Origin of the sequence: Paenibacillus sp. YPG26, from assembly GCF_023704175.1 — a bacterium.
GTDB lineage: Bacteria > Bacillota > Bacilli > Paenibacillales > Paenibacillaceae > Fontibacillus.
In genome coordinates this window covers 3,240,304-3,262,103 of the sequence record NZ_CP084530.1, presented here as the reverse complement: position 1 = coordinate 3,262,103, position 21,800 = coordinate 3,240,304, and the positions used below count along the sequence as shown (strand labels likewise).

22 protein-coding genes are annotated in these 21,800 nt (G+C 49.7%); 16 read left to right on the top strand and 6 right to left on the bottom strand.

The genetic code is table 11. The annotated features are described in order from the left end of the window. The first annotated feature begins 18 nt into the window (after nt 1-18). The 5 genes from LDO05_RS15520 (at nt 19) to LDO05_RS15500 (ending at nt 5,619) form a co-directional block, all read left to right on the top strand. A complete protein-coding gene (locus tag LDO05_RS15520; RefSeq protein WP_251376253.1) occupies nt 19-2,352 on the top strand; it encodes an S-layer homology domain-containing protein in 2,334 nt (777 codons plus the stop codon). A gap of 247 nt (nt 2,353-2,599) precedes the next feature. Then, nucleotides 2,600-2,857, top strand: coding sequence for a YqkE family protein (locus tag LDO05_RS15515; RefSeq protein ID WP_251378756.1), 258 nt, complete (start codon nt 2,600-2,602; stop codon nt 2,855-2,857). 334 nt (nt 2,858-3,191) lie between these two features. Next, a complete protein-coding gene (locus tag LDO05_RS15510) occupies nt 3,192-4,172 on the top strand; it encodes a GGDEF domain-containing protein (RefSeq protein WP_251376252.1) in 981 nt (326 codons plus the stop codon). Between the two features lie 150 nt (nt 4,173-4,322). Further along, complete coding sequence (locus LDO05_RS15505; protein ID WP_251376251.1) at nt 4,323-5,060, top strand: MBL fold metallo-hydrolase; 738 nt, start codon at nt 4,323-4,325, stop codon at nt 5,058-5,060. Continuing rightward, on the top strand, nt 5,053-5,619 hold the full coding sequence (locus LDO05_RS15500) for a TetR-like C-terminal domain-containing protein (RefSeq protein WP_251376250.1): 567 nt from the start codon (nt 5,053-5,055) through the stop codon (nt 5,617-5,619). The genes LDO05_RS15505 and LDO05_RS15500 overlap by 8 nt, the downstream gene beginning before the upstream one ends. Before the next feature lie 391 nt (nt 5,620-6,010). On the opposite strand, the gene LDO05_RS15495 is transcribed toward LDO05_RS15500, so the two are convergent. Continuing rightward, the gene (locus tag LDO05_RS15495) at nt 6,011-6,574 is read right to left on the bottom strand and encodes a type II toxin-antitoxin system PemK/MazF family toxin (RefSeq protein WP_251376249.1); all 564 of its coding nucleotides are present in this window, start codon (nt 6,572-6,574) and stop codon (nt 6,011-6,013) included. A gap of 294 nt (nt 6,575-6,868) precedes the next feature. Here LDO05_RS15495 and LDO05_RS15490 point away from each other — a divergent pair, with 294 nt between their 5' ends. After that, entirely contained in the window at nt 6,869-8,254 is a 1,386-nt protein-coding gene (locus LDO05_RS15490; RefSeq protein ID WP_251376248.1) for an amino acid permease, read from the top strand. A 9-nt stretch (nt 8,255-8,263) separates the two neighbouring features. Here LDO05_RS15490 and LDO05_RS15485 read toward each other — a convergent pair whose 3' ends face one another. Further along, nucleotides 8,264-8,890, bottom strand: coding sequence for a LysE family transporter (locus LDO05_RS15485; protein ID WP_251376247.1), 627 nt, complete (start codon nt 8,888-8,890; stop codon nt 8,264-8,266). Between the two features lie 253 nt (nt 8,891-9,143). On the opposite strand from LDO05_RS15485, the gene def reads away from it, so the two are divergent. Next, nucleotides 9,144-9,725, top strand: coding sequence for a peptide deformylase (def, locus tag LDO05_RS15480; RefSeq protein ID WP_251376246.1), 582 nt, complete (start codon nt 9,144-9,146; stop codon nt 9,723-9,725). 106 nt (nt 9,726-9,831) lie between these two features. On the opposite strand, the gene LDO05_RS15475 is transcribed toward def, so the two are convergent. The 4 genes from LDO05_RS15475 to LDO05_RS15460 form a co-directional block, all read right to left on the bottom strand. Then, entirely contained in the window at nt 9,832-10,794 is a 963-nt protein-coding gene (locus tag LDO05_RS15475; protein ID WP_346657588.1) for an NAD(P)/FAD-dependent oxidoreductase, read from the bottom strand. 106 nt (nt 10,795-10,900) lie between these two features. Further along, nucleotides 10,901-12,031: a PAS domain-containing sensor histidine kinase gene (locus tag LDO05_RS15470; RefSeq protein WP_251376244.1), complete on the bottom strand. Its 1,131-nt coding sequence runs from the start codon at nt 12,029-12,031 to the stop codon at nt 10,901-10,903. Further along, nucleotides 12,024-12,677 carry a response regulator transcription factor gene (locus tag LDO05_RS15465; protein WP_251376242.1) on the bottom strand — a complete coding sequence of 218 codons (654 nt, stop codon included), beginning with the start codon at nt 12,675-12,677 and terminating at the stop codon, nt 12,024-12,026. The genes LDO05_RS15470 and LDO05_RS15465 overlap by 8 nt, the downstream gene beginning before the upstream one ends. 67 nt (nt 12,678-12,744) lie before the next feature. Beyond that, the gene (locus LDO05_RS15460; RefSeq protein ID WP_251376241.1) at nt 12,745-13,206 is read right to left on the bottom strand and encodes a GAF domain-containing protein; all 462 of its coding nucleotides are present in this window, start codon (nt 13,204-13,206) and stop codon (nt 12,745-12,747) included. Between the two features lie 415 nt (nt 13,207-13,621). Here LDO05_RS15460 and LDO05_RS15455 point away from each other — a divergent pair, with 415 nt between their 5' ends. The 9 genes from LDO05_RS15455 (at nt 13,622) to LDO05_RS15415 (ending at nt 21,408) form a co-directional block, all read left to right on the top strand. Then, nucleotides 13,622-14,386, top strand: coding sequence for a carbohydrate-binding protein (locus LDO05_RS15455; protein ID WP_251376240.1), 765 nt, complete (start codon nt 13,622-13,624; stop codon nt 14,384-14,386). Between the two features lie 323 nt (nt 14,387-14,709). Next, nucleotides 14,710-15,750: a hypothetical protein gene (locus LDO05_RS15450; protein WP_251376239.1), complete on the top strand. Its 1,041-nt coding sequence runs from the start codon at nt 14,710-14,712 to the stop codon at nt 15,748-15,750. Further along, nucleotides 15,737-17,959: a molybdopterin oxidoreductase family protein gene (locus tag LDO05_RS15445; RefSeq protein ID WP_251376238.1), complete on the top strand. Its 2,223-nt coding sequence runs from the start codon at nt 15,737-15,739 to the stop codon at nt 17,957-17,959. The genes LDO05_RS15450 and LDO05_RS15445 overlap by 14 nt, the downstream gene beginning before the upstream one ends. After that, a complete protein-coding gene (locus tag LDO05_RS15440) occupies nt 17,959-18,522 on the top strand; it encodes a 4Fe-4S dicluster domain-containing protein (RefSeq protein ID WP_251378754.1) in 564 nt (187 codons plus the stop codon). Before LDO05_RS15445 ends, LDO05_RS15440 begins: the two co-directional genes overlap by 1 nt. Nucleotides 18,523-18,557: 35 nt before the next feature. Beyond that, complete coding sequence (locus tag LDO05_RS15435) at nt 18,558-19,094, top strand: Rieske 2Fe-2S domain-containing protein (RefSeq protein ID WP_251376237.1); 537 nt, start codon at nt 18,558-18,560, stop codon at nt 19,092-19,094. Continuing rightward, nucleotides 19,084-19,272, top strand: a complete 189-nt coding sequence (locus tag LDO05_RS15430; protein ID WP_251376236.1) for a hypothetical protein — start codon at nt 19,084-19,086, stop codon at nt 19,270-19,272. The genes LDO05_RS15435 and LDO05_RS15430 overlap by 11 nt, the downstream gene beginning before the upstream one ends. Then, the gene (locus LDO05_RS15425; protein WP_251376235.1) at nt 19,269-20,783 is read left to right on the top strand and encodes a nitrate/nitrite transporter; all 1,515 of its coding nucleotides are present in this window, start codon (nt 19,269-19,271) and stop codon (nt 20,781-20,783) included. Before LDO05_RS15430 ends, LDO05_RS15425 begins: the two co-directional genes overlap by 4 nt. Before the next feature lie 25 nt (nt 20,784-20,808). Continuing rightward, the gene (locus LDO05_RS15420) at nt 20,809-21,126 is read left to right on the top strand and encodes a hypothetical protein (protein ID WP_251376234.1); all 318 of its coding nucleotides are present in this window, start codon (nt 20,809-20,811) and stop codon (nt 21,124-21,126) included. A gap of 3 nt (nt 21,127-21,129) precedes the next feature. Beyond that, entirely contained in the window at nt 21,130-21,408 is a 279-nt protein-coding gene (locus tag LDO05_RS15415; RefSeq protein WP_251376233.1) for a hypothetical protein, read from the top strand. Nucleotides 21,409-21,800: the final 392 nt, after the last annotated feature.

Sequence of the window (21,800 nt, the reverse complement as noted above, 5' to 3'; positions counted from 1 at the left end):
GGTGGAAAAAAAGCATCTATGAAAAATACGAAAAAGCTAACCAGTCTGGTTCTAAGTTCAGCACTTCTGGCAGGTCCGTTATTCAGTAATCAGGCGTTTGCGGCTGCCACCACATTTACGGATATCTCAAATTCTTATGCCAAGAATGCCATCTTGGAGCTTGCTAATGCAGGAATTGTCAACGGAGTTGGAGGAGAGAAGTTCAACCCCTTGGGCTTGATTACAAGACAAGAGTTCGCGATTATTCTGGCGAAAGCACTCAAACTTGATGTAGCTGAAGCACCTGCCAAGGCAACATTTAAAGATGTTCCAGCCACCAACAAAGAGTTTGCTTATATCGAAGCTGCTGTCCGAGCAGGCCTTATCAAAGGGTATTCGAATGGTGAATTTAAAGGTTCGGACCTGTTATCAAGGGAACAGATGGCTGTGCTATTCGTTAGAGCGTTAGGCGTGGATGCGGCTGGATATGGGGAGAAAATCAAGTTCAGCGATGCCAATCAAATTGCTGCTTATGCGAAGGACGCCGTTGGTTTCGCGGTAGAAGCCGGATTGATCAAAGGCATAGGCGACAATACTTTTGCGCCAGGTAAAAGTGCTCAGCGTCAAGAGGTTGCTCTGGTAGCTTCCAAATTTATCACCGTCAAAACCGAGCAGAATGAGAAAAAAGAAGAGGCGGAAAAAACAACTAAACCAGCACCTGCACCAGTACCCGCACCAACGCCAGTACCGGATTCAACACCGACTCCATCTCCGGGAGCAAGCTTGCTGACACCGCCAGAGGTGAACACCACGGTTACCCGTGAGAAAATCTCGTTCTCTTTTGAAGTGGATACAGCATGGACAAGCAAGATTAGCGGCGTCTCTGTTAAATTTAAAGATGGCGAGAGTCGGGAGCTTCCTCTGGAGATGCTTGATTTCTCTACAGGAAAATTGGAATTTCCGCCTATCTCCACTGGGGATACCTTGATAGTTACCATTAAAGCGACAGGCTACAAGGACAAGGTTATAACTTTGCAAGGGCCTGCTATAAGCTCGGAAGTGGGTATTACCATTGATGGTTTCATAGCACAAACGATTGAAGATCAGACCATCTTGGTTGGGCAGGCTGAAGAAGCTGTCACGGTAGGGACTCTAAAGGATTGGATTGCATCCAAAGACAATTCGGAGCAGACTTATGAAGTATTTGGTGAATCACTAATGATTCCATTAGATGCTGATGGAATACTGGACTTTGGAAAGGTGTATACAGTAACTGTAATCTCTGAAGACGGAAAACATAATAAAGATTATAAGGTAATGATCAAAAAAACTAACCAAGCACCTATTGCAACAAATGTTATGATTAGTGGAACAGCGAAGGTAGGCCAGACCTTAACCGGAAGCTATGTATACTCCGATGTTGAGAATGACGATGAAGGCGCAACTGAGTTTAAGTGGTACCGTGCGAATGATGCATCGGGTGTGGGTAAAACAGTAATCAGCGAAGCTACCTCAGAAACCTATACTTTGGTCTCTGAGGACGCAGGAAAGTATATAATTTTTGAAGTTACCCCTGTGGTTGGTACGGGAATAACCAAGGGATCGCCGGTTAAGAGTGCTGCAACCATAGTGGTTGCACCTGCAGCGGATTTAACTATCACTTTTAAGGCCAATCAATTTTACCTTTATGGAAATAGTATTATTAATGGGGATGTAGTAGTGAATCCAGGTATAGTTATAGACGATGATGTTGTTATTAGGGACAACGGAGAGATTGTAGCCTATGCGAAAATAAAAAGTACAAATATGTATGAATACGAATTTTATAACTTTATAACAGTGCCTAATAAACCTGATTATCAAGAACTTCATGATATTATTGAGATTGAGTACGGGATGGTGGGAGACGAAAAAGTAGCTTATATCACGAAAAACGATGTTACCATAACCAAGGTATCTCCTTCGGATGTGCCTGCAGCCACTAACCAAGCTCCAACTGTAACAAATGTAACGATTAGTGGAACCGCAGAGGTAGGTCAGACGTTAACCGGAAGTTATGTATACTCTGATGTTGATGGTGATAGTGAAGGTGCACCTGAGTTCAAGTGGTACCGTGCGGATGATGAAGAAGGTACGAACAAGGCAGTAATCAGCGGGGCTAACACCAACACGTATACTCTGGTCTCCGAGGACGCAGGGAAGTATATAAGCTTTGAGGTTACGCCTGTAGCTGGTACGGGATCAGCCAAGGGATTGGCTGTAACGAGCAACGCAACTGGAGCAGTGGCAGCTGAAGCGTCAACAACGGAACCTTCGGGAACAACAGAACCATCAGAACCATCAGGTACAACCGAACCCATCATAATACCGTAAATATAGCCATTTAGCTGAGAAAGTTATTGTTAGAACAAATGCAGCAATATTCCCGAACGCAATATTTCCCGTTAGTCTTACTTGTGCTAATAGGCTGCTATATAATATAACTAACGTTTAGCCCCATCTGAAGTAGACACTTGGTGATCTGCTCTATGACATTTCTATAGGTGCAGAGATTGAAGAAGAGTTCATTTAACTGGATAGGGGCAAGGTAAATATAGCAAGGGTTAACGAGGTGAATATGATGGCCAAAAAGAAAAACCGTCCAGCTGTTCCCGCACGTACGGAGGACAAGCCGGCTACGTTGAAAGACCTCCTTAGCAGTGAGGTGTTGGGCAAGCTTCAGGCTCAAGCAGCCGAGATGAAAGCGGATGAACACAAACGTCAGGAGGAAGCCAGGCAGCAGGCCGAAGAGGCCCGTAAAGCGGAGCAAAAACGCTTGGAGAATGATTTTGAGCATTTGCTGAGCAGCAGCAGTATGGATTGGAAGAAATTCAAGTAGCCAAGATGGAGCTATAGATTTCAGATAACAAATAGGAAATGAATTAGGAAATAAATCTAAGACTGTCTACCGGTAAGCAGAAAAACCTCCGGAGGCAGTCTTTCTTTTGTGTAAATTAAAGAAAATTAATAATTTTCCTGAATTTGCGATAAAAAGACGAGGATTTACATGCATATAGGTCGAATATAGTACTACATACATAATTTAGTTCAAAAGTTTTATAAAAATAAGATTGTGAGTGACCTGAAGACTATAACCCCCCGAGTTAATACAGACGGACTCGTTAGCTAAGCAGCAGAAAAGTAGCTTGAAGTTGTTCTTTGAGAAAGTGATAATGAAATCGATTGCAGAAGGTGAGAAAATGTGGTGGATCTCTTTTTTATCAGGTATGTCCCTTAGTGTCCTGCTGATGGGATTCGGAATGCGAATCTGGAGAGGGGGAAGCTCTGGTGTATCTGCTTGTGATGCAAGAACGGTTGCGCTTGTTGAAGGCACCCGGGATATTGTGTACTATTTGGAACTTGAGCCTGTACGCAGATATCGATACGTATATGCTCCGCTGAACCGCTTGATAGAGCCGGAGTGTCAAAGCTCGTACATAGCTGCACCGGAGACGGTATTTCTCAGGATACATCCTGAGGATCTGGCTCTGTTCTATCAGAAGCTGAACGGCGAGCTGGATCTTGAGCAGCCGTTATTATATAGAATTCGGGACTGTCATGGACAATATGTGTGGTATGAGGAGCTGGCTACCCCGGTCTATGACCAGGATAAGCTCGTGGCTATTCAGGGAATCGTCAGATCTGTTCAGGACAGATTGGACTACCAGCAGTATTTGGAGTATCGGCTTGCTCATGATTCCATGACCGGGCTCTTCAATCGGGAGCATTTTGAGATTCTGGTCTCCCATTACGATGTCAAGGAAGATATCCAGGCGGCGATTATTATCTGCGACATGGACAATTTGAAGTACGTGAACGACAACTTTGGTCATATGATGGGTGACCTGTACATCAAGGAGGCGGCAGGCCTGCTCCGTGAGATCGTATCCGATGATGTGATGGTCTGCCGGGTAGGCGGGGACGAGTTCGCCATATTGGTTGCTAACAAGACACTGGATGAAGTCAGCAGGCTGGTCAGGGGACTGAGGCAGAGGGTGATTGTATTCCGGAAGGAGCGACCGGATCTGAATATGGACATTTCGCTGGGATATGCCTACAGTGAGCACTCCCTTCAGAAGATGGATTACCTGTTCCTTGAGGCGGATCGGGAAATGTACCGGATCAAAAATTCAAAGAAACTCGTGAGAACTTAGAGGGATCGCGGGTTTCTTTCTGACGTCTGGGGATCAGGTGTGATGAAATGAATGTACTGAATTAAATATGTGTACACTGCCTATTGAAAAACTAATGATATTAGTTATAATTAAAACTAATACAATTAGTTTAGCGAATGGAGTGATTTCGTGCGTATTCAGCGCAAGTCATATTTATATCAACTAACCTTCCTTCCCCGTACATTTCCGGTGAACTGCTACCTTGTTGAAGAGGAGAAGGACCTCACCTTAATTGATGCGGCGCTTCCCTATAGCGCTAAGGGTATTCTGGGAGCTGCCCAGCGGATCGGTAAGCCTGTGACCCGAATTGTGCTCACTCATGCCCATGATGACCACGTCGGGGCGCTGGATAAGCTGAAGGAGGTACTTCCAGAGGCCAAGGTCTACATCTCTACCCGGGATGCGAGGCTCTTCGCAGGCGACCGCAGCCTGGATCCGGGTGAAAGCACCGAGCCGATACGGGGCGGCGTCCCGTCCAAGCTGAAGACGCGTCCGGATGTGCTGTTAAGCGAAGGGGATACAGTGGGATCCCTTCGCGTCATCGCTGCGACGGGGCATACGCCCGGCTCCATCGCGCTGCTGGACTCGCGCACAGGGGCGCTCATCGCGGGCGATGCCTTCCAGTTGCGCGGAGGCATCGCAGTCAGCGGGCAGGTCCGCCCGCTGTTCCCGTTCCCCGCCTGGGCCACCTGGAGCAGCAGCACCTCGCTCAGGTCCGCGCAGAAGCTGCGGGACCTGGCACCATCGCTGCTGGCCGTAGGCCATGGCGGGATGATCGAGAGCCCGGTCCCGGCTATGGACCGGGCCATCCAAGAAGCCGCCCGGAAGCTTGCGGGCGGCCAGGAAGGGGGCGGCCGTCATGCCTAGGGCCGGCCTGGATGCAGCGGCCGTCACGCAGGCGGCCGCAGAGATTGCCGATCGTCACGGGCTGGAGGCCGTGACGCTGGCGTCTGTGGCTCAGAAGCTGGGCATTCGTTCGCCCTCGCTGTACAACCATGTAGACGGCCTGCCGGGGCTGCGGAACAGGCTCGCCGCTCATTCTCTAAGACTTCTCCAGTCCAGACTGGAAGCTGCTGCGGAGGGCCTCACCGGGGATGCCGCGCTGTTCGCTTATAGCCGGGCCTATGTGGATTTCGCCCATTCGCATCCCGGTCTGTATGAGAGCACCCTGCGTGCGCCTGATCTTCAGGATACGGAGCTCCAGAAGGCCGGCCGCGAGATGGTAGAATTAATTATAGGCCTGCTGGATGGAAGAGGACTGATGGAGGAGGAGAAGACTCATGCGGTGAGAGGGCTGCGGAGTATTCTTCACGGCTTCTGCTCGCTGGAGCAGAAGGGAGGATTTGGTCTGCCCACCTCGCTGGAGGACAGCCTGCGATTCATTGTACACTCTTTTTTGCAAGGACTTTCCAGAAAAACTGATTAGTTCTCCACCCAGCGGGTAAAAATATTGCAACAGCATATAGCATTATTGGCATTACGAGCAGCAGCCCATTAGATTTCCATGAACAAAAATAACCCCCGGCCGGAGCCCGGACGGGGTGAATTTGCCCACGACATGGTGGGCGACATATTAATATCCTATCTAGGGTATCGAAATTTATGCCAATTATATGTAATGACTGCTAGGTCTATTTAATCATGTAAAAGGGAAAGAGGAGCGCGTAAGGCTCCTCTTTCAGACTCAAGACACGTCAAACGTGTGAATTTATCCACGACGAGGTGGATGACATAATTTACTGTGGTCACAACTCAATCTCTGCACTTATAGTAACCTAATACGTAAGTTATTGTCAATACAATTTTCACGTTTTTTTTTAAAGTCCGAGCGTCCATTTCATACGAGTCTCTAATCGATTAATGTCTTCTTCATCCAAATTCCCGAGATGTTCTTTAAGTCTGACCTTGCTGACAGAGGTTGTTTCTTCCGTCTTGGCAGCCGAGTCAAAGGCAAGAAAGTCATATTTACTGGTGAATAAGAAGTAATGGCTTTGAAATCTGGGCACCGGCTTGCCGTCGCGGGTGAGGACGGGCTGCTTGGTTTTGAAGTTTGTTTTCGCTTTCAGATTCTTGGTTAGCGGAACGACAATAACATTGCCGGAAGTCGAATTAACAGTATTGTTGGAAATGATAACTACAGGACGTTCCTCATTCTGCTCACATCCTACATTTTCTCCGAAATGACAGAAATGAATGGCTCCCCGAACCATTTTACGGCTAAGCTGTTTCTTCTCATTCTCTATCCAATGATGGGCCATCTTCACTTTAATTGGCATCCAGGCCATGATCAGCTGTTCTTTTGAAGCCTTCTCAGCCAGGATCCGGTTCTCTGCAGACTTAGATATGACATGGGTTGTTTTATTCTCCCGTTCGGTATTCATTTAATCCTCTCCTGGTACGATCTAGTTAAAGACTGAATTTAGCTTTTCTATATGTTTTACACTTCTTTAAGGGGCTATTAAACAATAAATCTGTAAATTCCTTCTTTTCTTATCATAAAACGGTTAAAAAGCAGTCAAAATAGGAGGAAAGTACACAGGCAATGGGGGGCTTTCGTCTCATTCCGGGATCAAGGCCTGTCCGAATTTCAGCCCGTTCCGGTACATAAAAACACGCAACCTTCCCCACACTACAGGCTACGGATGAAGTTAAAATATACGAACTGAGAGGTTATTATGACAAAACAAAGCTCCAATGAAGAAGCTACTCTAAAATGGTGGCAGCTCTCTTTGCTCGGCGTGGCCTGTACGATAGGAACCGGTTACTTTCTCGGATCAAGTCTTGCGCTGCATGTTGGCGGGCCTTCGGTTCTCATTGTGTTCGTGCTTGCGGCAATCGGCACATTCACCGTATATGATGTGCTTGCCAAGATGACAGCGGAGCAGCCCGAGAAGGGCTCATTTCGTTCTTATGCCAAAAAGGCCTTCGGCCGATGGGCCGGCTTCAGCAGCGGCTGGGTCTACTGGGGATCTGAGCTGCTTATTATGGGCAGCCAGCTTACCGCGCTCTCCATTTTCTCAAGGTTCTGGTTCCCGGCTATTCCCATGTGGGTCTTCGCCTCCATCTATGGGGTGCTTGGGCTCGTTGTCATCATGCTCGGCAACAAAGGCTTCGACTCTCTAGAGAACATTCTGTCTATCATTAAGATTGCGGCGATCGTGATGTTCATCGTGATTGCAGTCATTGCCCTGATGGGCTGGATCAAGGGAACGGGCCGGGCCCCCGCCTTCCCGCATACGATGCAGAGCTTTCTTCCACATGGCATCAGGGGGCTGTGGTCGGCATTTATTTTCGCGTTCTATGCCTACGGGGGAATTGAGGTGCTCGGATTAATGGCTGTTCGGCTGAAGAATCTGGAGGAGGCCCCCAAAGCGGGGAGAGTCATGCTGCTGCTGCTCACTACCCTCTATATCTTATCGCTCGGGCTGGCCGTCACCATCGTCTCCTGGGATGCATTCATACCCAAGAAGAGTCCCTTCATTACCGCACTGGCTAATTATCCGCTGCCCTTCATCCCGCACTTGTTCAATGCGGTGCTGATTATTGCGGGATTCTCCACGATGGTCGCGTCTCTATTCGCGGTTACAACCATGCTGGTGACGCTTGCGGAAGATAAGGATGCACCGCCCCTGTTCGCCAAAAAGGTGAAAAAGAAGCATCCGCTGTACGCCATCGCGCTTACCGCGGCGGGCCTCGTTGCTTCAATTATACTTGCTCTGGTTATGCCGGGCAAAATCTATGAATATGTAACCACAGGGGCAGGGCTGCTGCTGCTGTACAACTGGTTATTCATTCTAATCACTTCTGGCAAGCTGCTGAAATTGACGGTATTCGGGCAGATCAAGCGGTTCCTGGGCATGGCTCTGATCGGGCTTGCGGTAGGGGGAACGCTGCTGCATGAGACGAGCCGCCCCGGGTTCTGGGGCAGTCTTATCTTTGTGGGTGTCATCGGCTGTGTAACCCTGCTTATGCAGACCCTCGTGTGGAAGAAGCAGAAACAGAAGCAGAAACGGGACTCCCGCAGAGTCATGCTGAGAAGAAAGCGTGGCGGTGCTCACTAAGGCACCGGGCTACCTGAAGAACAATATTTTAGCCGCTTCGAACCCGAAGTACAGACCAAATCCGATCAGGGATAGACCGGAGATAACGGAGATCGCCTTCAACAGGCGGGCCGTCAGCCATCTGCGGAACGCGCTGGCCAGGGAAGCCATCGTGATATCCCATAAAAGGACACCTGACAAGACGGCAGCACTGAATATCATGAGCTCCTTCGGCGCGTAAGTAGCCGCTGTGTCCGCTAGTATGGAGCCGTAAATGCCCAGCCAGAACAGGATTGAGATCGGATTCGAGAGGGACATGAAGAACCCGGCAGCAAAGGATCTAGATAAAGACTCCGCGCTTCGGGTTTCCTGAAGCGTTATTTTTTGTGCGGTAAGCAGGCTCTCGATACCGATATACACAAGGACGAAGAATCCAAAGAGCCAGAGAAAGGATTTGACGAACGGAGTGTCCACGAAATGCACGACCCCGAAATAGACCAGAAGAATGTAGACGATATCGGCCATAACCGCTCCGAGGCCCAGCAGCCACGCGGGCCAGAAGCCGCCGCGTATCCCGCGGTCGAGCTGGGCCGCATTAATAGGCCCGATTGGTGCTGATAAAGATAGTCCTAATAACAAACAGCTGAGAATATCCATAGGGTTGTCATTCCTCCTGCCATGTATATGAACTTGAGTGAACCTGCTTGTACAGCTTATTCATGACAAGGGAGAAATAGGACATGCCCCGGATGAATATATTATAGGGTTCGCTCTGCTGCTGGTTATCCGCATATTTTGACAGGAACAGCTTGAAGTGATAGGTTTAAAATAATTTAGTCGCGGCATGCTTGATGCTGCAATAAGGCTGCCGTATAAAAACAGTAGGAAAAGGTGGATGAAGGTCTCTGCTATGAGTAAATTTACCCGCGATTATTTCATAATGATGGATGATATTGTACGTGAGGGTGATCCGATCCTTCGCGTGAAGACGGAGCCGGTAAGCCTGCCTCCAAGTGAAGAGGACCGGGCTGAGATGGCGGCAATGATGCAGTTCCTGAAGAACAGCCAGGATGAGGAGATTGCGAAGAAATATAAGCTTCGCGCGGGAGTCGGCTTATCAGCCAATCAGATTGGCCTCAACAAGCGGATGTTCGCGGCTTATTTGGTGGATGAGAAGGGGCAGACCCAGGAGTATGCCTTGTTCAATCCTAAGGTGATCAGTCATTCTGCGGCGATGACCTATCTGCCTGAGAGTGAAGGCTGCTTGTCTGTGGATCGCAGCATTCAGGGATTCGTTCCCCGCTATGAGAAGATTCAGCTCAAAGCCTATGACGAGGAAGGCAATGAACTGAAGCTCCGCTTCAAGGGCTTCCCTGCTATAGTCATGCAGCATGAGCTTGACCATCTTGACGGCATCATGTTCTATGACCGGATCAACCCGGACAATCCATTCAAGCTGCCAGAGCATGTACAGATTTCCAGTCTTTATTAAATGATACGTCTATAGGAGCACCAGGAAGTTAGGGGCTATCCAAGATCAGGTTGTTAGAAGCCTGCTCTGGATAACCCCTTTTTGATTTGCTGCTGAATTTCAGAATTCAGAATTCCTCATGCGCCAGATCTGTATTTATTCCGATCGCCGCCCGACTGCCTTCTCCGGCCGCAATGATAACCTGGGAAGGGGAGATGAGCGAAGTATCGCCAGCCGCATAGACGTGGGGGATACTCGTTCTGCCATATTCATCGGTAACAATGCCGCCGGACTGACTCTTGGCACAGCCGAGTGATTCCCCGAATTTGGAGGACTGGAACCATTCCGGTGTAATGAAGCCTCCTGACAGAATGGCTTCTTCATGGCTGCTGAACCGGATCCGCTCGAGCTGTCCGCCATGGCCCGCCAGGTTAATAATTGGGTGTTCGTTAAAGGTAATATTCTTCCTGCGCAGGGCTTCCTTGAATTCCAGAGACAGAGCATATTTGCCATTTGTGCAGACCAGCAGCTGACGGCTCCAATTCCAGAGGACAACCACCAGATGACGGGCTTGCACCTCATCATCCGAGATGATGGCGAGCGGCTGATCACGCCGTTCCCAGCCATCACAATAAGGACAGCTGAATAGGCTCCTGCCGTAATAGTCCTGAATTCCGGGGATATCTGGCAGCACCTCCTTGAGTCCTGTGGCGAGCAATAGCTTCCTCGTATGGTAGACCGCACCCCTCGAAGTCGTAACTTCCACGAAATCCGTATGCCTAATGGTATCTGTGACGCGTTCGGTACGGAATTCTACAGAAGTATATTTGCGGATATCCTGATGGGCCAGCTGCCTGAATTCAGCGGGGGTCGTTCCATCCCTTGTAATGAAGCCGTGCGACTCCCGCGTAACGGCGTTTCTTGGGCGCTCATCATCGAATAGAATGACTTTTCTTCTGGCTCTGCCCAGGACGAGGGCCGCACTGAGTCCTGCGGGTCCGCCGCCAATAATAATGCAGTCGAGCATGTCATCAGCAACCTTTCTGAAAGACAGATTCTTTCTTCCATATTCGGATTTGCTGCAGATCATGACAACGGGGAAGAAGGAGTCTGGATTACCGGCTAGTTAAGAGAACACAAATAACCGGAAGCTGGCAGCTTCCGGTTATTTGCCTGAAGAATAGGAGATTAGATTCTTAATCAGTTGAATCCGATGTTTGCTTCGGAATACGCAGCTCAATTGTGGTTCCTTTGCCTGGCTCAGACTGGATAGTCAACGTTCCGCCCACACTGCGCGCCCGTTCCTCCATGCTGAGCAGTCCCACGCCGCCGCCTTCGTGCCGGCTTGCAAAGCCCATGCCCTCATCCCGGATCAGGACAAGCACTTCACGGGGCTCATCAAGCAGGGATACGGCCGCCTCGGATACGTCGGCGTATTTGGCAATGTTGGTCAACGCTTCCTGAATAACGCGGTATATGGTTGTCTCCATGTTCACATCCAGGCGCCTTCTAAGTGTGCAGTTGAAGGTGACGGACATGCCGTAATGCCTGGAATAATTATCGATATAAGTACGAAGCGCGGGTACAACCCCGAGATCATCGAGAACGGACGGGCGCATCTCCCAGGCCATGCCGCGAACGTCCTCCATGATGCCTGTCACGTATTTACGCAGCGATTCCAGCTCGCCCGGAGAGTGCCCCGCCGCAATAAGCTGATCCAGCTGAATTACAAGAGAGAACAGGCTCTGTCCGATTCCATCATGAAGCTCTCTTGAGAAGCGCTTTCGTTCATTCTCCTGAATGTTCATCACCTGAGTGACCATGAACTGGAGTGCCTCCTCGGAGTCCTTCTGCTTCGTGATTTCGTTACGGATGGCCAGGAATTGATAAGGGCGTCCGTCATCACCAAGGAAAGGCACAATGGTGGTATCCACCCAGTAGTAAGAGCCGTCCTTGGCCCGGTTCTTAATCTCTCCGCGCCAGACTTGCCCCTGGTTGATGGTCCGCCAGAGGTCACGTATGAACGTCTTGTCATGATAACCGCTGTTAATGATGCGGTGATCTTGTCCAAGCAGTTCACTGCGGGAATACTGCGAGATGTCGCAGAATTTATCATTTACGTAGATAATCATTCCCTTATTGTCCGTTACGGCTACGATGGAGGATTCATCAAGTGCAAATTTAAGGTCCGACAGCATCTGAAGCGAATCCCTTAGCTTCTCCTCAAAGATTGAATCATTCAGATGATCGCCAAGCTGGTCGAGCAATGTATTCACGCTTTTGCCCAAGATGTCTCCCGAATCACGATATGAACGATCTTTATTCAAAATTAAGCATTCCCTTCTTCATGGCGTACTTCACCAGGTCGGGCCTGGTCTTGAGCCCCAGCTTCTCCATCAGATTGCTTTTATGCGTCTCTACGGTCTTCACACTAATAATCAGGTGCTCGGCAATTTCTTTATTGGAATAACCCTTGGCTACCCAGGATAGAATCTCCCGTTCCCGGTCGGACAGGATATCGAAAGCGCCCTGGGATTCCCCATTCTTCATCGCATCCAGGTATTCATTCATCAGGCGTTTGGTTGCAGTAGGATAGAGGTAGGCACTTCCGGTGGCCACAGACAGGATCGCGGTCACGAGCTCATCGTGAGGTGCGCTCTTCAAAATATAGCCCGATGCCCCGGCTTGAATCGCCCGGAACAGGTACTCTTCATCATCATGCATGGTCAGAATAAGCACTGATATATCAGGAAGAAGCTTCTTCAGCTCCTGGGTTGCCGTGAGTCCGTCCATGCCCTGCGGCATACTGAAGTCCATCAGGACGACATCGGGCTTCAGCTCCTGTGCTTTCACAATGGCTTCCTGGCCATCAGCCGCATCTCCGATAACTTCCATGCCGTTCTTGCCGTTCAGGAGTGCCATAAGTCCGGAACGGACTACAATATGGTCGTCTACTACCAGAATTCTAATCATTAATGATCGTACCCCCTCGTCCTTGTATCATATAAAAAAAAATGAACCCCAGCAATAAGCAAAGGGTTCACCGCGAAGTGAGAGTACCGGATTTCTGTCCATAGATAACGGGGCTTAGAAGCTCAGCCTCCTGTTCCACCACCTCGATGATCTCAGGCGGGTAGAGCGTAGGCTTTCGGTTGCCGATCATTACCAGACCGAGGATCTCCCGTTCCTTAACAATCGGAATAACGGCAACGGCATGCAGATTCTCAGCCAGCATAATGGGATTGTCAAAGCGTAACTGGCGGATATCCGGGAGCGATTCGTCAAGTACAACCCGCCGCCCCAGCCTCATGACCAGTCCTGGCAGCCCCTGGCCCGGACGCAGAATGATCTGCTTGCTGCGTTTGCTCCGGTTCCCGGACACAAAGTTCCAGCGCAGCCCGGTATCCGGGTTATCCATGAGAAGCAGACCCGAGAAATCGCTGCCTGTTCGTGCCCGCAGGGAGTCCAGCTCCTGCTCGATATGATCTAGTATTGTGATCATCGGCTTGCGCCTCCTTGGGAATATATAAGAACGCTTCAATAACCGGTTCAAAGCCTGTTAGGGTAATGAAGCTGCCCGACCTTCTATTATTAAGTCTGCTATTATTGTACTCCCTCCATACCCGTCTGTAAGTCAGGGAATACCCCTATTTATTCAAGAAGCGCCACTGATCTCTCCTTGGATGCAAATACAATAGAGCACAACTTTGGACAGGGAAGCATGATAATAGGGTTAACAGACTTGAAAAATAAGGAAATTTAGAGTACGAATTGGAGTCATACGCACTATTTCTATTAGCACATTATCCCTAATAACTACCATTTTTAGAATAAGTAACAAATATGTGTTTTATATTGGAAGAAAATATGTTACTTTTACTGCGTAAACAAATAAAAATAATAGGAGATGGTAGAGAATGTTGAAAAGTATGAAGAAGTATCTGGCGGGTGTGACTTTTTTAGCGCTATTTGCGCTAACGTTTGCACAATCTGCGTTTGCAAGTGAACAGCCGGTTCAACTGATTTCGTCCAATTTTTATGCTTACAAGTATGGATATGTGGGTTTCAGCGGGAATGTCGAGGTAAGCAACCTGAACTACCAAAAGAACGTAACGATTCACTACACGCCTGGAGATGGCAAGTGGTATGACACTAGCGCTTCCTATGTAGGTCCTACAGATGCTTCGCATGAGAAATGGGGCTTCTCAGTCAACACCAGCGACTTGAACCAAACGAACCCGCAGATCTCAACTGCTCAAGAGATTAAATTTGCAATCAAGTATGAAGCAGGCGGCCAAACGTACTGGGATAACAACAATGGACAGAACTATTCCATCACCCGTTTCAACCTGAGCTCAACCATTCTTGGCAAACCGAATGTCCTTCTGGCTTCCAGTTCGATCTACGATAACACCTTCACAGGGAATGTATTTGTTAAGAACATCGCTTACAACAAAACGGTTAAAATCGTGTATACCACTGATAACTGGGCCACAACTAAAGAAGGCTATGCTACTTACTCCAGACCGGCCAACACAGAAGAAACTGTACAGGATTGGCAGTTCAGCTTCAACAACATCGGATCAAATGTATCCCAGATCAAGTACGCAATCTCTTACACTGTAAATGGACAAACCTACTGGGATAACAATTACGGACAAAACTACACAGTTAACAGATAAGTCATCATTATATAAGTCATAATCATTAAATAATAGACCTGTAATCGCCCTTCAGCTGCCTTCCCGGCATGTTGAAGGGCGATTTCTATATTCTCAGGAATGCAAGGCTAGTCCTTGCAAGACGTCAATTGATGCCCGCGCTATAAGTTTGGTTATCCCGTCAAGTAGGGGAATTTCCCCCTGAAATATCAGGTATTCCCCCGATAACGTGTTCCCGGCATTCCAGCTATGATGAATAAGAAAGAAGCATAGTGCGTGAATGAAGCGGCTGAGAGGGGAACTGCGGGTTCCGAAAGAACAGCCGCGAAAGGGGATATGAACAGATGGATCGGGCATTCGCTTCCAAATTTGCAAAATCGGTATTTCTGACCGTGTTAGGTCTATTGGTGCTGATTTATATCGGCTCACGTTTTTTTACACATGTGGACTTGGCCCTGTACGGCTATATGGTAGGAACGTTGGTATTTATATGTGGATTCTTCTACCGGTTCATAGCCTGGGGGGAGAGACCTCCGACTAAGATCATCATTAAGAAGGGGATCAAGCTGCTCTTCCGGAAGAGCACCCCCAAGACCGCAGCCAATCACCTGGTAACGTATAAATTCATCTGGAACCGCGGCTGGTACCGCTGGACCCAGCACGTTCTGCTGGGATGGGGATGCATCATTGCATGCATGGTCACCTTCCCGCTGGTATTCGGATGGATGTACTTCACGATGGCGGAGAATGGATACTACTGGGTTGTTTTCTTCGGGATTGATATTCTGCACATTAAGGCGGATGGGCTGCTTGGCTACCTATTCTACAATGCGCTGAATATATCGGCATTTATGGTTATCGGAGGCGTATGCATGGCCTTATTTCGAAGGGTGAAGAACATGCAGGCGAGAGCCGAACAGTCATTTGCCTATGACTTCCTGCCGCTCTATCTGCTGCTGTTCGTATGTGTTACGGGCCTTGCGCTTACCTTCTCCAATATGTTCCTTCACGGGAAGGGACATCCCGTAATATCTCTGATTCATCAGTGGTCGGTGATCCTGACCATGATCTATATTCCGTTCGGCAAGCTCGCACATATTCCATTCCGTCCGCTCAGTGTATTTGCGAGGAATTACCGTGAGCATTATGCAGAGCAGGAGACGAAGAAATGTGCGGTGTGCGGTACCGGATTTGTGTCCGCCGAGCAGTCTAGTGATGTCATTAACGTATTAGGACAGAACGATATCAAATTCCAGACCGAAGAGGGATACCATCTTGCCGAGCTGTGCCTGCCCTGCCGCCGTAAATACCGGATGTCCCGGTTCACTGGCATTCAGACGCACAAGATCCCTGTAAAGGAGGCCAACCAGAATGCCAAAGGATAAATTCTTCAAGGTTATAGAGAATAAGGTTCACCCGGGTGAAAAGCTGGTTCCTACACACTGCTCTTACTGCGGCATGCAATGCGGGATGAACCTGCGCGTCGATACCTCCTCGAACACGATTATCGGGGTTGAACCCCGGTATGACTGGCCGGTAACTCTGGGGAAAATGTGTCCGAAAGGCGTAACCGCCTATCAGCAGACCAACCATCCGGACCGGATACTGAAACCGCTTATCCGCGATAATCCGGCACTGAAGGGAACCAAGGAAGGCTTCCGCGAAGCCAGCTGGGATGAAGCCTATGATCTGATTGCCCGCCGGTTCAAGGAGCTGCAGGCGGAGTATGGCAAAGACAGCTTGTCCGTCTTCAGCGGAGTATCCATGACGAATGAGAAATGCTACCTTACCGGGAAGTTCGCCCGGGTGGCCCTGCAGACCAGATATATTGATTATAATGGCCGGTTCTGTATGTCTAGCGCGGCGGCGGGATTCCTTCGCACTTTCGGGGTGGACCGGGGATCTACCCTGCCGTGGACGGATCTGCATGAGACAGATTGCCTCTTCATCGCGGGAAGCAATACGGCAGAATGTCACCCTACGTCCATGTTCAGAGTATGGGAAGTTCAGAGCCGCGGCGGTTACCTTATCGTGGCCGACCCGCGGGAGACTCCGCTTGCTAGAAGAGCTGACGTTCACCTGGATCTGCGCCCGGGCACGGATTTGGCGCTGGCCAACTGTATGGTGAACCTGCTCATTCAAGGCGGATATGCGGATGAGAATTTCATCCGCGAGCATACAGGCGGTTTTGAAGAAATGGCAGAAGTCGTGAAGGAGTTCACACCGGAATATACAAGTGAGATTACGGGGGTTGCCCCGGAGAAGCTGATTCGGGCGGCTGAGATCTACGGCAAAGCGCCGGAAGCGGTAGTGATGTTCGCACGGGGAATCGAGCAGCAGCATAAGGGAGCCGACAACGTATCCGCTTATACGAACATGCCGCTTGTTACCGGCAAGATCGGACGGCCGAAGTCGGGAGTTGCTACCTTTACGGGACAAGGCAACGGGCAGGGCGGACGTGAGCACGGCCAGAAGTCGGATCTGCTGCCAGGCTATCGCAAGATCACGAATCCGAAGCATGTGGAAGAGGTATGCAAGGTATGGGGAATTACCCCTGAGGAGATGCCGCAGCCGGGGGTATCCGCTTATGAGATGTTCGAACTCATGGAGCAGAAGACGATCCGGGGACTGTACCTGCTCTGCTCGAACCCGGCTGTGTCAGCACCGAATCTGAATTATGTGCGGAAAGTGATGAAGGAGCTTGACTTTATGGTCTGCTCGGATATGTATTTGTCCGAGTCGGCTGAATTCGCGGATGTGATTCTCCCGTCCGTAACCTGGTCAGAGGATGAAGGAACCGTAACGAATCTAGAGGGCCGTATCATCAAGATCAACAAGGCTCAGGAGCCGCTGGGCGAGAGCAAGCCCGACTGGCAGATCGCTGTAGAATTGGCTGAACGGCTGGGCCGGGGCCAATACTTCAGTCACCTGAAGACAGCCAGAGACGTGGCCGATGAGTTCCGGCTAGCTACCAAAGGCGGTTATGCGGATTACTACGGGGCAACCTGGGACAAAATCGAGAAGCAGGATGGGGTCTTCTGGCCGTGCAAGAACGAGAAGGATCCAGGGACGCCTCATATGTTCCTCGATAAGAAGTTCTACCACCCGGATGGCAAAGCCAAGCTGTGCGCACTGCCTTACCGTCCTCCTGCGGAAGAACCGGATGAGACCTATCCGCTCCGCCTGACTACAGGCCGGGTCGTGTATCACTACTTATCCGGTAACCAGACCAGACGAATTCCTTTCCTGATGGATATGTGTCCCGAGCCTTATGTTGAGGTTCACCCGGAGACTGCCGCGAAGTATGACATTGAGCATGAGGAGAAGGTCCGGCTTAGAACCCGCCGCGGGGAGTGTATATATAAAGTAAAGATTACCGAAGCCATCCGTAAGGATACCGTGTTCGTACCGTACCATTTCGGCCATGAAGGTTCCGTGAACCTGCTTACCATTCCAGCGCTTGATCCCATGTCGAGGATGCCGGAGTTCAAAGTATGTGCGGCTGAGATCGATAAGCTTGGGGCTGAGCGTCCTGACGGGCAGGCGGGAAGAGCGGGCAGCGGGAAGACAGAGAAGGAGGCCGTACACCAATGATGAAACAGCTGCTCTATATTGAAATGGACAATTGTATCGGCTGCCGGAGCTGTCTCGCTGCCTGTACGCAGTGCGGCGGGCACGATGAACGCAACCGCAACTACGTATATGATGTGAATCCGCTCGTGAATCGTCAGACGATTCCGTTGATGTGCCTGCATTGTGTGAATCCGGCATGTGCGCGCAGCTGTCCGGCACAGGCGATTCAGGTGACTGAGGAGGGTGCGGTTCTCTCCGCACTTGTTGAGAAATGTATTGGATGCCAGAACTGTACGATTGCTTGTCCTTATGGAATACCTAAATTTGATGAAGAACAGAATCTGATGTACAAATGCGATCTGTGCTATGACCGTACCAAGGAGGGGATTCCTCCGATGTGTGCTTCGGTCTGCCCGACCAATACGCTCCAATGGATTACAGAGGAAGAGTTCGCCGCCAAGCAGGAGAAGCACCGGCTCGGTAAATGGATGTCCTCCCGGCTGCCGGAGAATCCGCTCGAAGGGGAGACCCATGTGAAGATCAACCTTCCGGGCATTTTACAAGGCACAGAGAAGTTATTCTGATCGAGAATGTACCGCTGAAGAAGGAGGGGTTTCACATGGGTGAAGATATCAAGCGTAACAACGACAAGATTCCATTTGATGAGAATAACTATACCCATAACATCCGCAAGGCCGGAGAGCGGAGACTGGACCGCCGCGGATTCATGAAGACGATGGTAGGCGCAGCGGGAATCTTCGCGGTATCCACCATGCCATGGGGAGCGATCGCCGTGAAGGAATTAACCGGACTTGGGAGCAAATCTCACCCCAAGCAGAAGCTGGCGAACGCGAATGATCTGAAGATTGGGGAAGCGATCGAATTTGCATACCCAGGCGAGCATGATGCCGCCCTGCTGGTCCGCCTGGGTGAGAATGAGTTCAAAGCCTATCAGAATGCGTGTACTCATCTCAAATGCCCGGTGTTCTGGAGTAAGGAGGAAGGCAGGCTGGTATGTCCTTGCCATCACGGATTCTTCGATGTGAAGACCGGGAAGCCCACGGCGGGTCCTCCGCAGCGCCCGCTTCCTGAAGTAGTGCTCTCCAAGGAGCAGGGGGCAATCTATGCGACGGGAGTGAAACGGTATGAAACGTAGTTACCGTGGTGTCATTCTGCTCTGCTTTGTCCTGCTGCTGAATATAATTTGCACCCAGCAGGTCGTGAATTCCTTTTTCTATGACCGCTTTGAACGTGTAGTGCTTTTTGCGGTATGTAACATTGTGTTGTTTCCAATTGCATTATGGATTTATTTTCGGGAGCGTGACGTCAGATGAATATTAGAAAACTCCAACTACCTATACAAACTGTCAGTCTGATTACCGGCTTCATGACTTGGGTCATTATATCTTCCTTGATGCCCTTCATCAAAGAGGATATTCACCTTACCGCGACCCAGCTGACCTGGGTCACCGCAGTGCCCGTGCTGATGGGCTCTATTATGAGAATTCCGTTCGGCTACTGGACCAATGTGATTGGTGCCCGCAAAATGTTCGCTTTCAGCTTCGTGCTGCTGCTCATTCCGCTATATTGGGTCAGCCAGGCCGACTCCTTCTGGGATCTGATCATTGGCGGCTTCTTCCTGGGAACCTCAGGTGCCGTATTCTCGGTTGGCGTCACTTCACTGCCTAAATATTATGGCAAGGAAAAGCACGGCTTCGTAAATGGGATCTACGGGGTAGGTAATATCGGTACCGCCTTCTCGACCTTCGGCGCGCCCCTGCTCGCCACTCAGATCGGTTGGTCCAAGACCGTGCTGGCTTACGGCATTCTGCTGATCGGTATGGCAGCACTGAACTTCACACTCGGCGACCGCAAGGAGCCGCAGGCGAAGGTAAGGACTTCACTTGTTAAGCAGGTGAAGGAAGTGTCACGCAATCAGAAGCTGTGGCTGTTATGTCTGTTCTATTTCATCACTTTTGGTTCATTCGTCGCCTTCACTGTGTATCTGCCTAATTTCCTGGTCAGCTACTTCAACCTGTCCAAGGTGGATGCGGGTCTTCGTACAGCCGGCTTTATCGCGCTGGCTACCGTAATGCGTCCGATCGGGGGCAAGCTGGGTGATATCATGAACCCTTATAAGCTGCTCATGCTGGTATTCGCAGGTCTGACGGGATCAGCTGTGCTGCTCTCGTTCGCGCCTACGCTAGCTTGGTATACGGTCGGCTGTCTGACTGTGGCCTTCTGCGCGGGAACCGGGAACGGAGCCGTCTTCAAGCTGGTACCGCTCTATTTCACCAAACAGGCGGGCATCGCGAACGGTATTATCTCGGCCATGGGCGGACTCGGAGGTTTCTTCCCTCCGCTGATGCTTACCCTCTTGTTCAAGGCAACTGGACATTATGCCATTGGTTTCATGGCTTTGTCTGAGATCGCACTTGCCAGCTTAATTCTGGTAATCTGGATGTTCTATCAAGAGAAGCTCGGGCTGTCTGCCTCGATTATCGAGAATACCGTGGAAGGAATTATGGTTACGAACGATAAAGGCATAATTACATCAGTGAATGCTTCATTTACGAAATTAACCGGATATACGGCGGCTGAGGTTATTGGCAAGCAGCCGAGTCTCCTCAAATCCGGCAAGCAATCGCGCGAGTTCTATAACGAGATGTGGGAGAGCATTCGTGAGCATGGATATTGGCAAGGGGAGATTTGGAACCGCAAGAAGAGCGGAGAGATCTATCTTGAATGGTTAACCATCAGTGCCGTGAAGAATGAATCAGGTGAAGTTACTCACTATTCCGGCATGTTCAGTGATATTACAAGCAGCAGAGCGAAGCTGGCTTAAGGAATGATGAGGGGAGGGGTTGTCTGTGAGAATCAGCCAACTGAGCTGGGATCTGATCTTTATAACCACCGGGGAAGAGCATCCGGATTTGCAGGACATCGTTGAAGCTGAGCTTGCCGGTCTGGATGAGCACATCACCTGGTATGTGGAAGTGAAGAGACAGGATCATCTCCTCGTGGCTGTCGCCGAAGGCAAGGGCCTTACAGTCTGCGAGAGCGAAGAGCAGTTTCTGAGCTTCATAGACCCCCGCTTGAATTCCCCTTGCTGGGATTGGCTCAGCGGATATTCCCTGCAGGTTGTTCCTCAAGAGGATGCAGGCAGCTGCCGGATGAAGGAGGCATAAAGCATGGACCCGAGTATGGTTAACAAGTTGACAGAATGGCATGGTCATCCTATTGAAGTGAGGATCAGCGACCACCTTGGACTTGATCCGGTCGCACCGCCCAAAACCTATGATTTGGCACGCATTGAATTTGACCAGGATGGCGGATATGTCCGCTTTTATATCAGTGACTGGCAGTTCGTGGCCGTTCCTGTATTCGAGCAGTTGACAAAGCTTACAGAGGAAGAATTCACCTCGACCGATTCGGAAGGGAAGCTCGTGTACAGCATAAAACGTTTATAAGCTTAACTATATAGAAGACGTTCTCCTGATTGGTGGAAATCAGGGGGCGTCTTTTTCTTGATAACTTATCTTTACTAAAGTTTGCGTAACTCAATTTTGCCTGTGAAAATAAATAAATTGATTTTATGTCCATTTTTTTCGAAGACATATTTTGCGCCCAACCGGTCTACTTCTTTCCAATTCCGTATCTCAATCTCAGTTCGATAACTTTCAGGTAAGCCGTCCTCTTCAGTTACATTCGTAAGCGTGTACTGCTCTGATGTCTTGTCGTAACTAATTAATTTCGCTTCACTTGGGATTGGGAAGCTCTCGGCGATTTCGGATGATTGAATAGAATTATTAGCATTGGAACAGGACGATAAGTAAAATAAGCAAACGAAACTTACAATCAG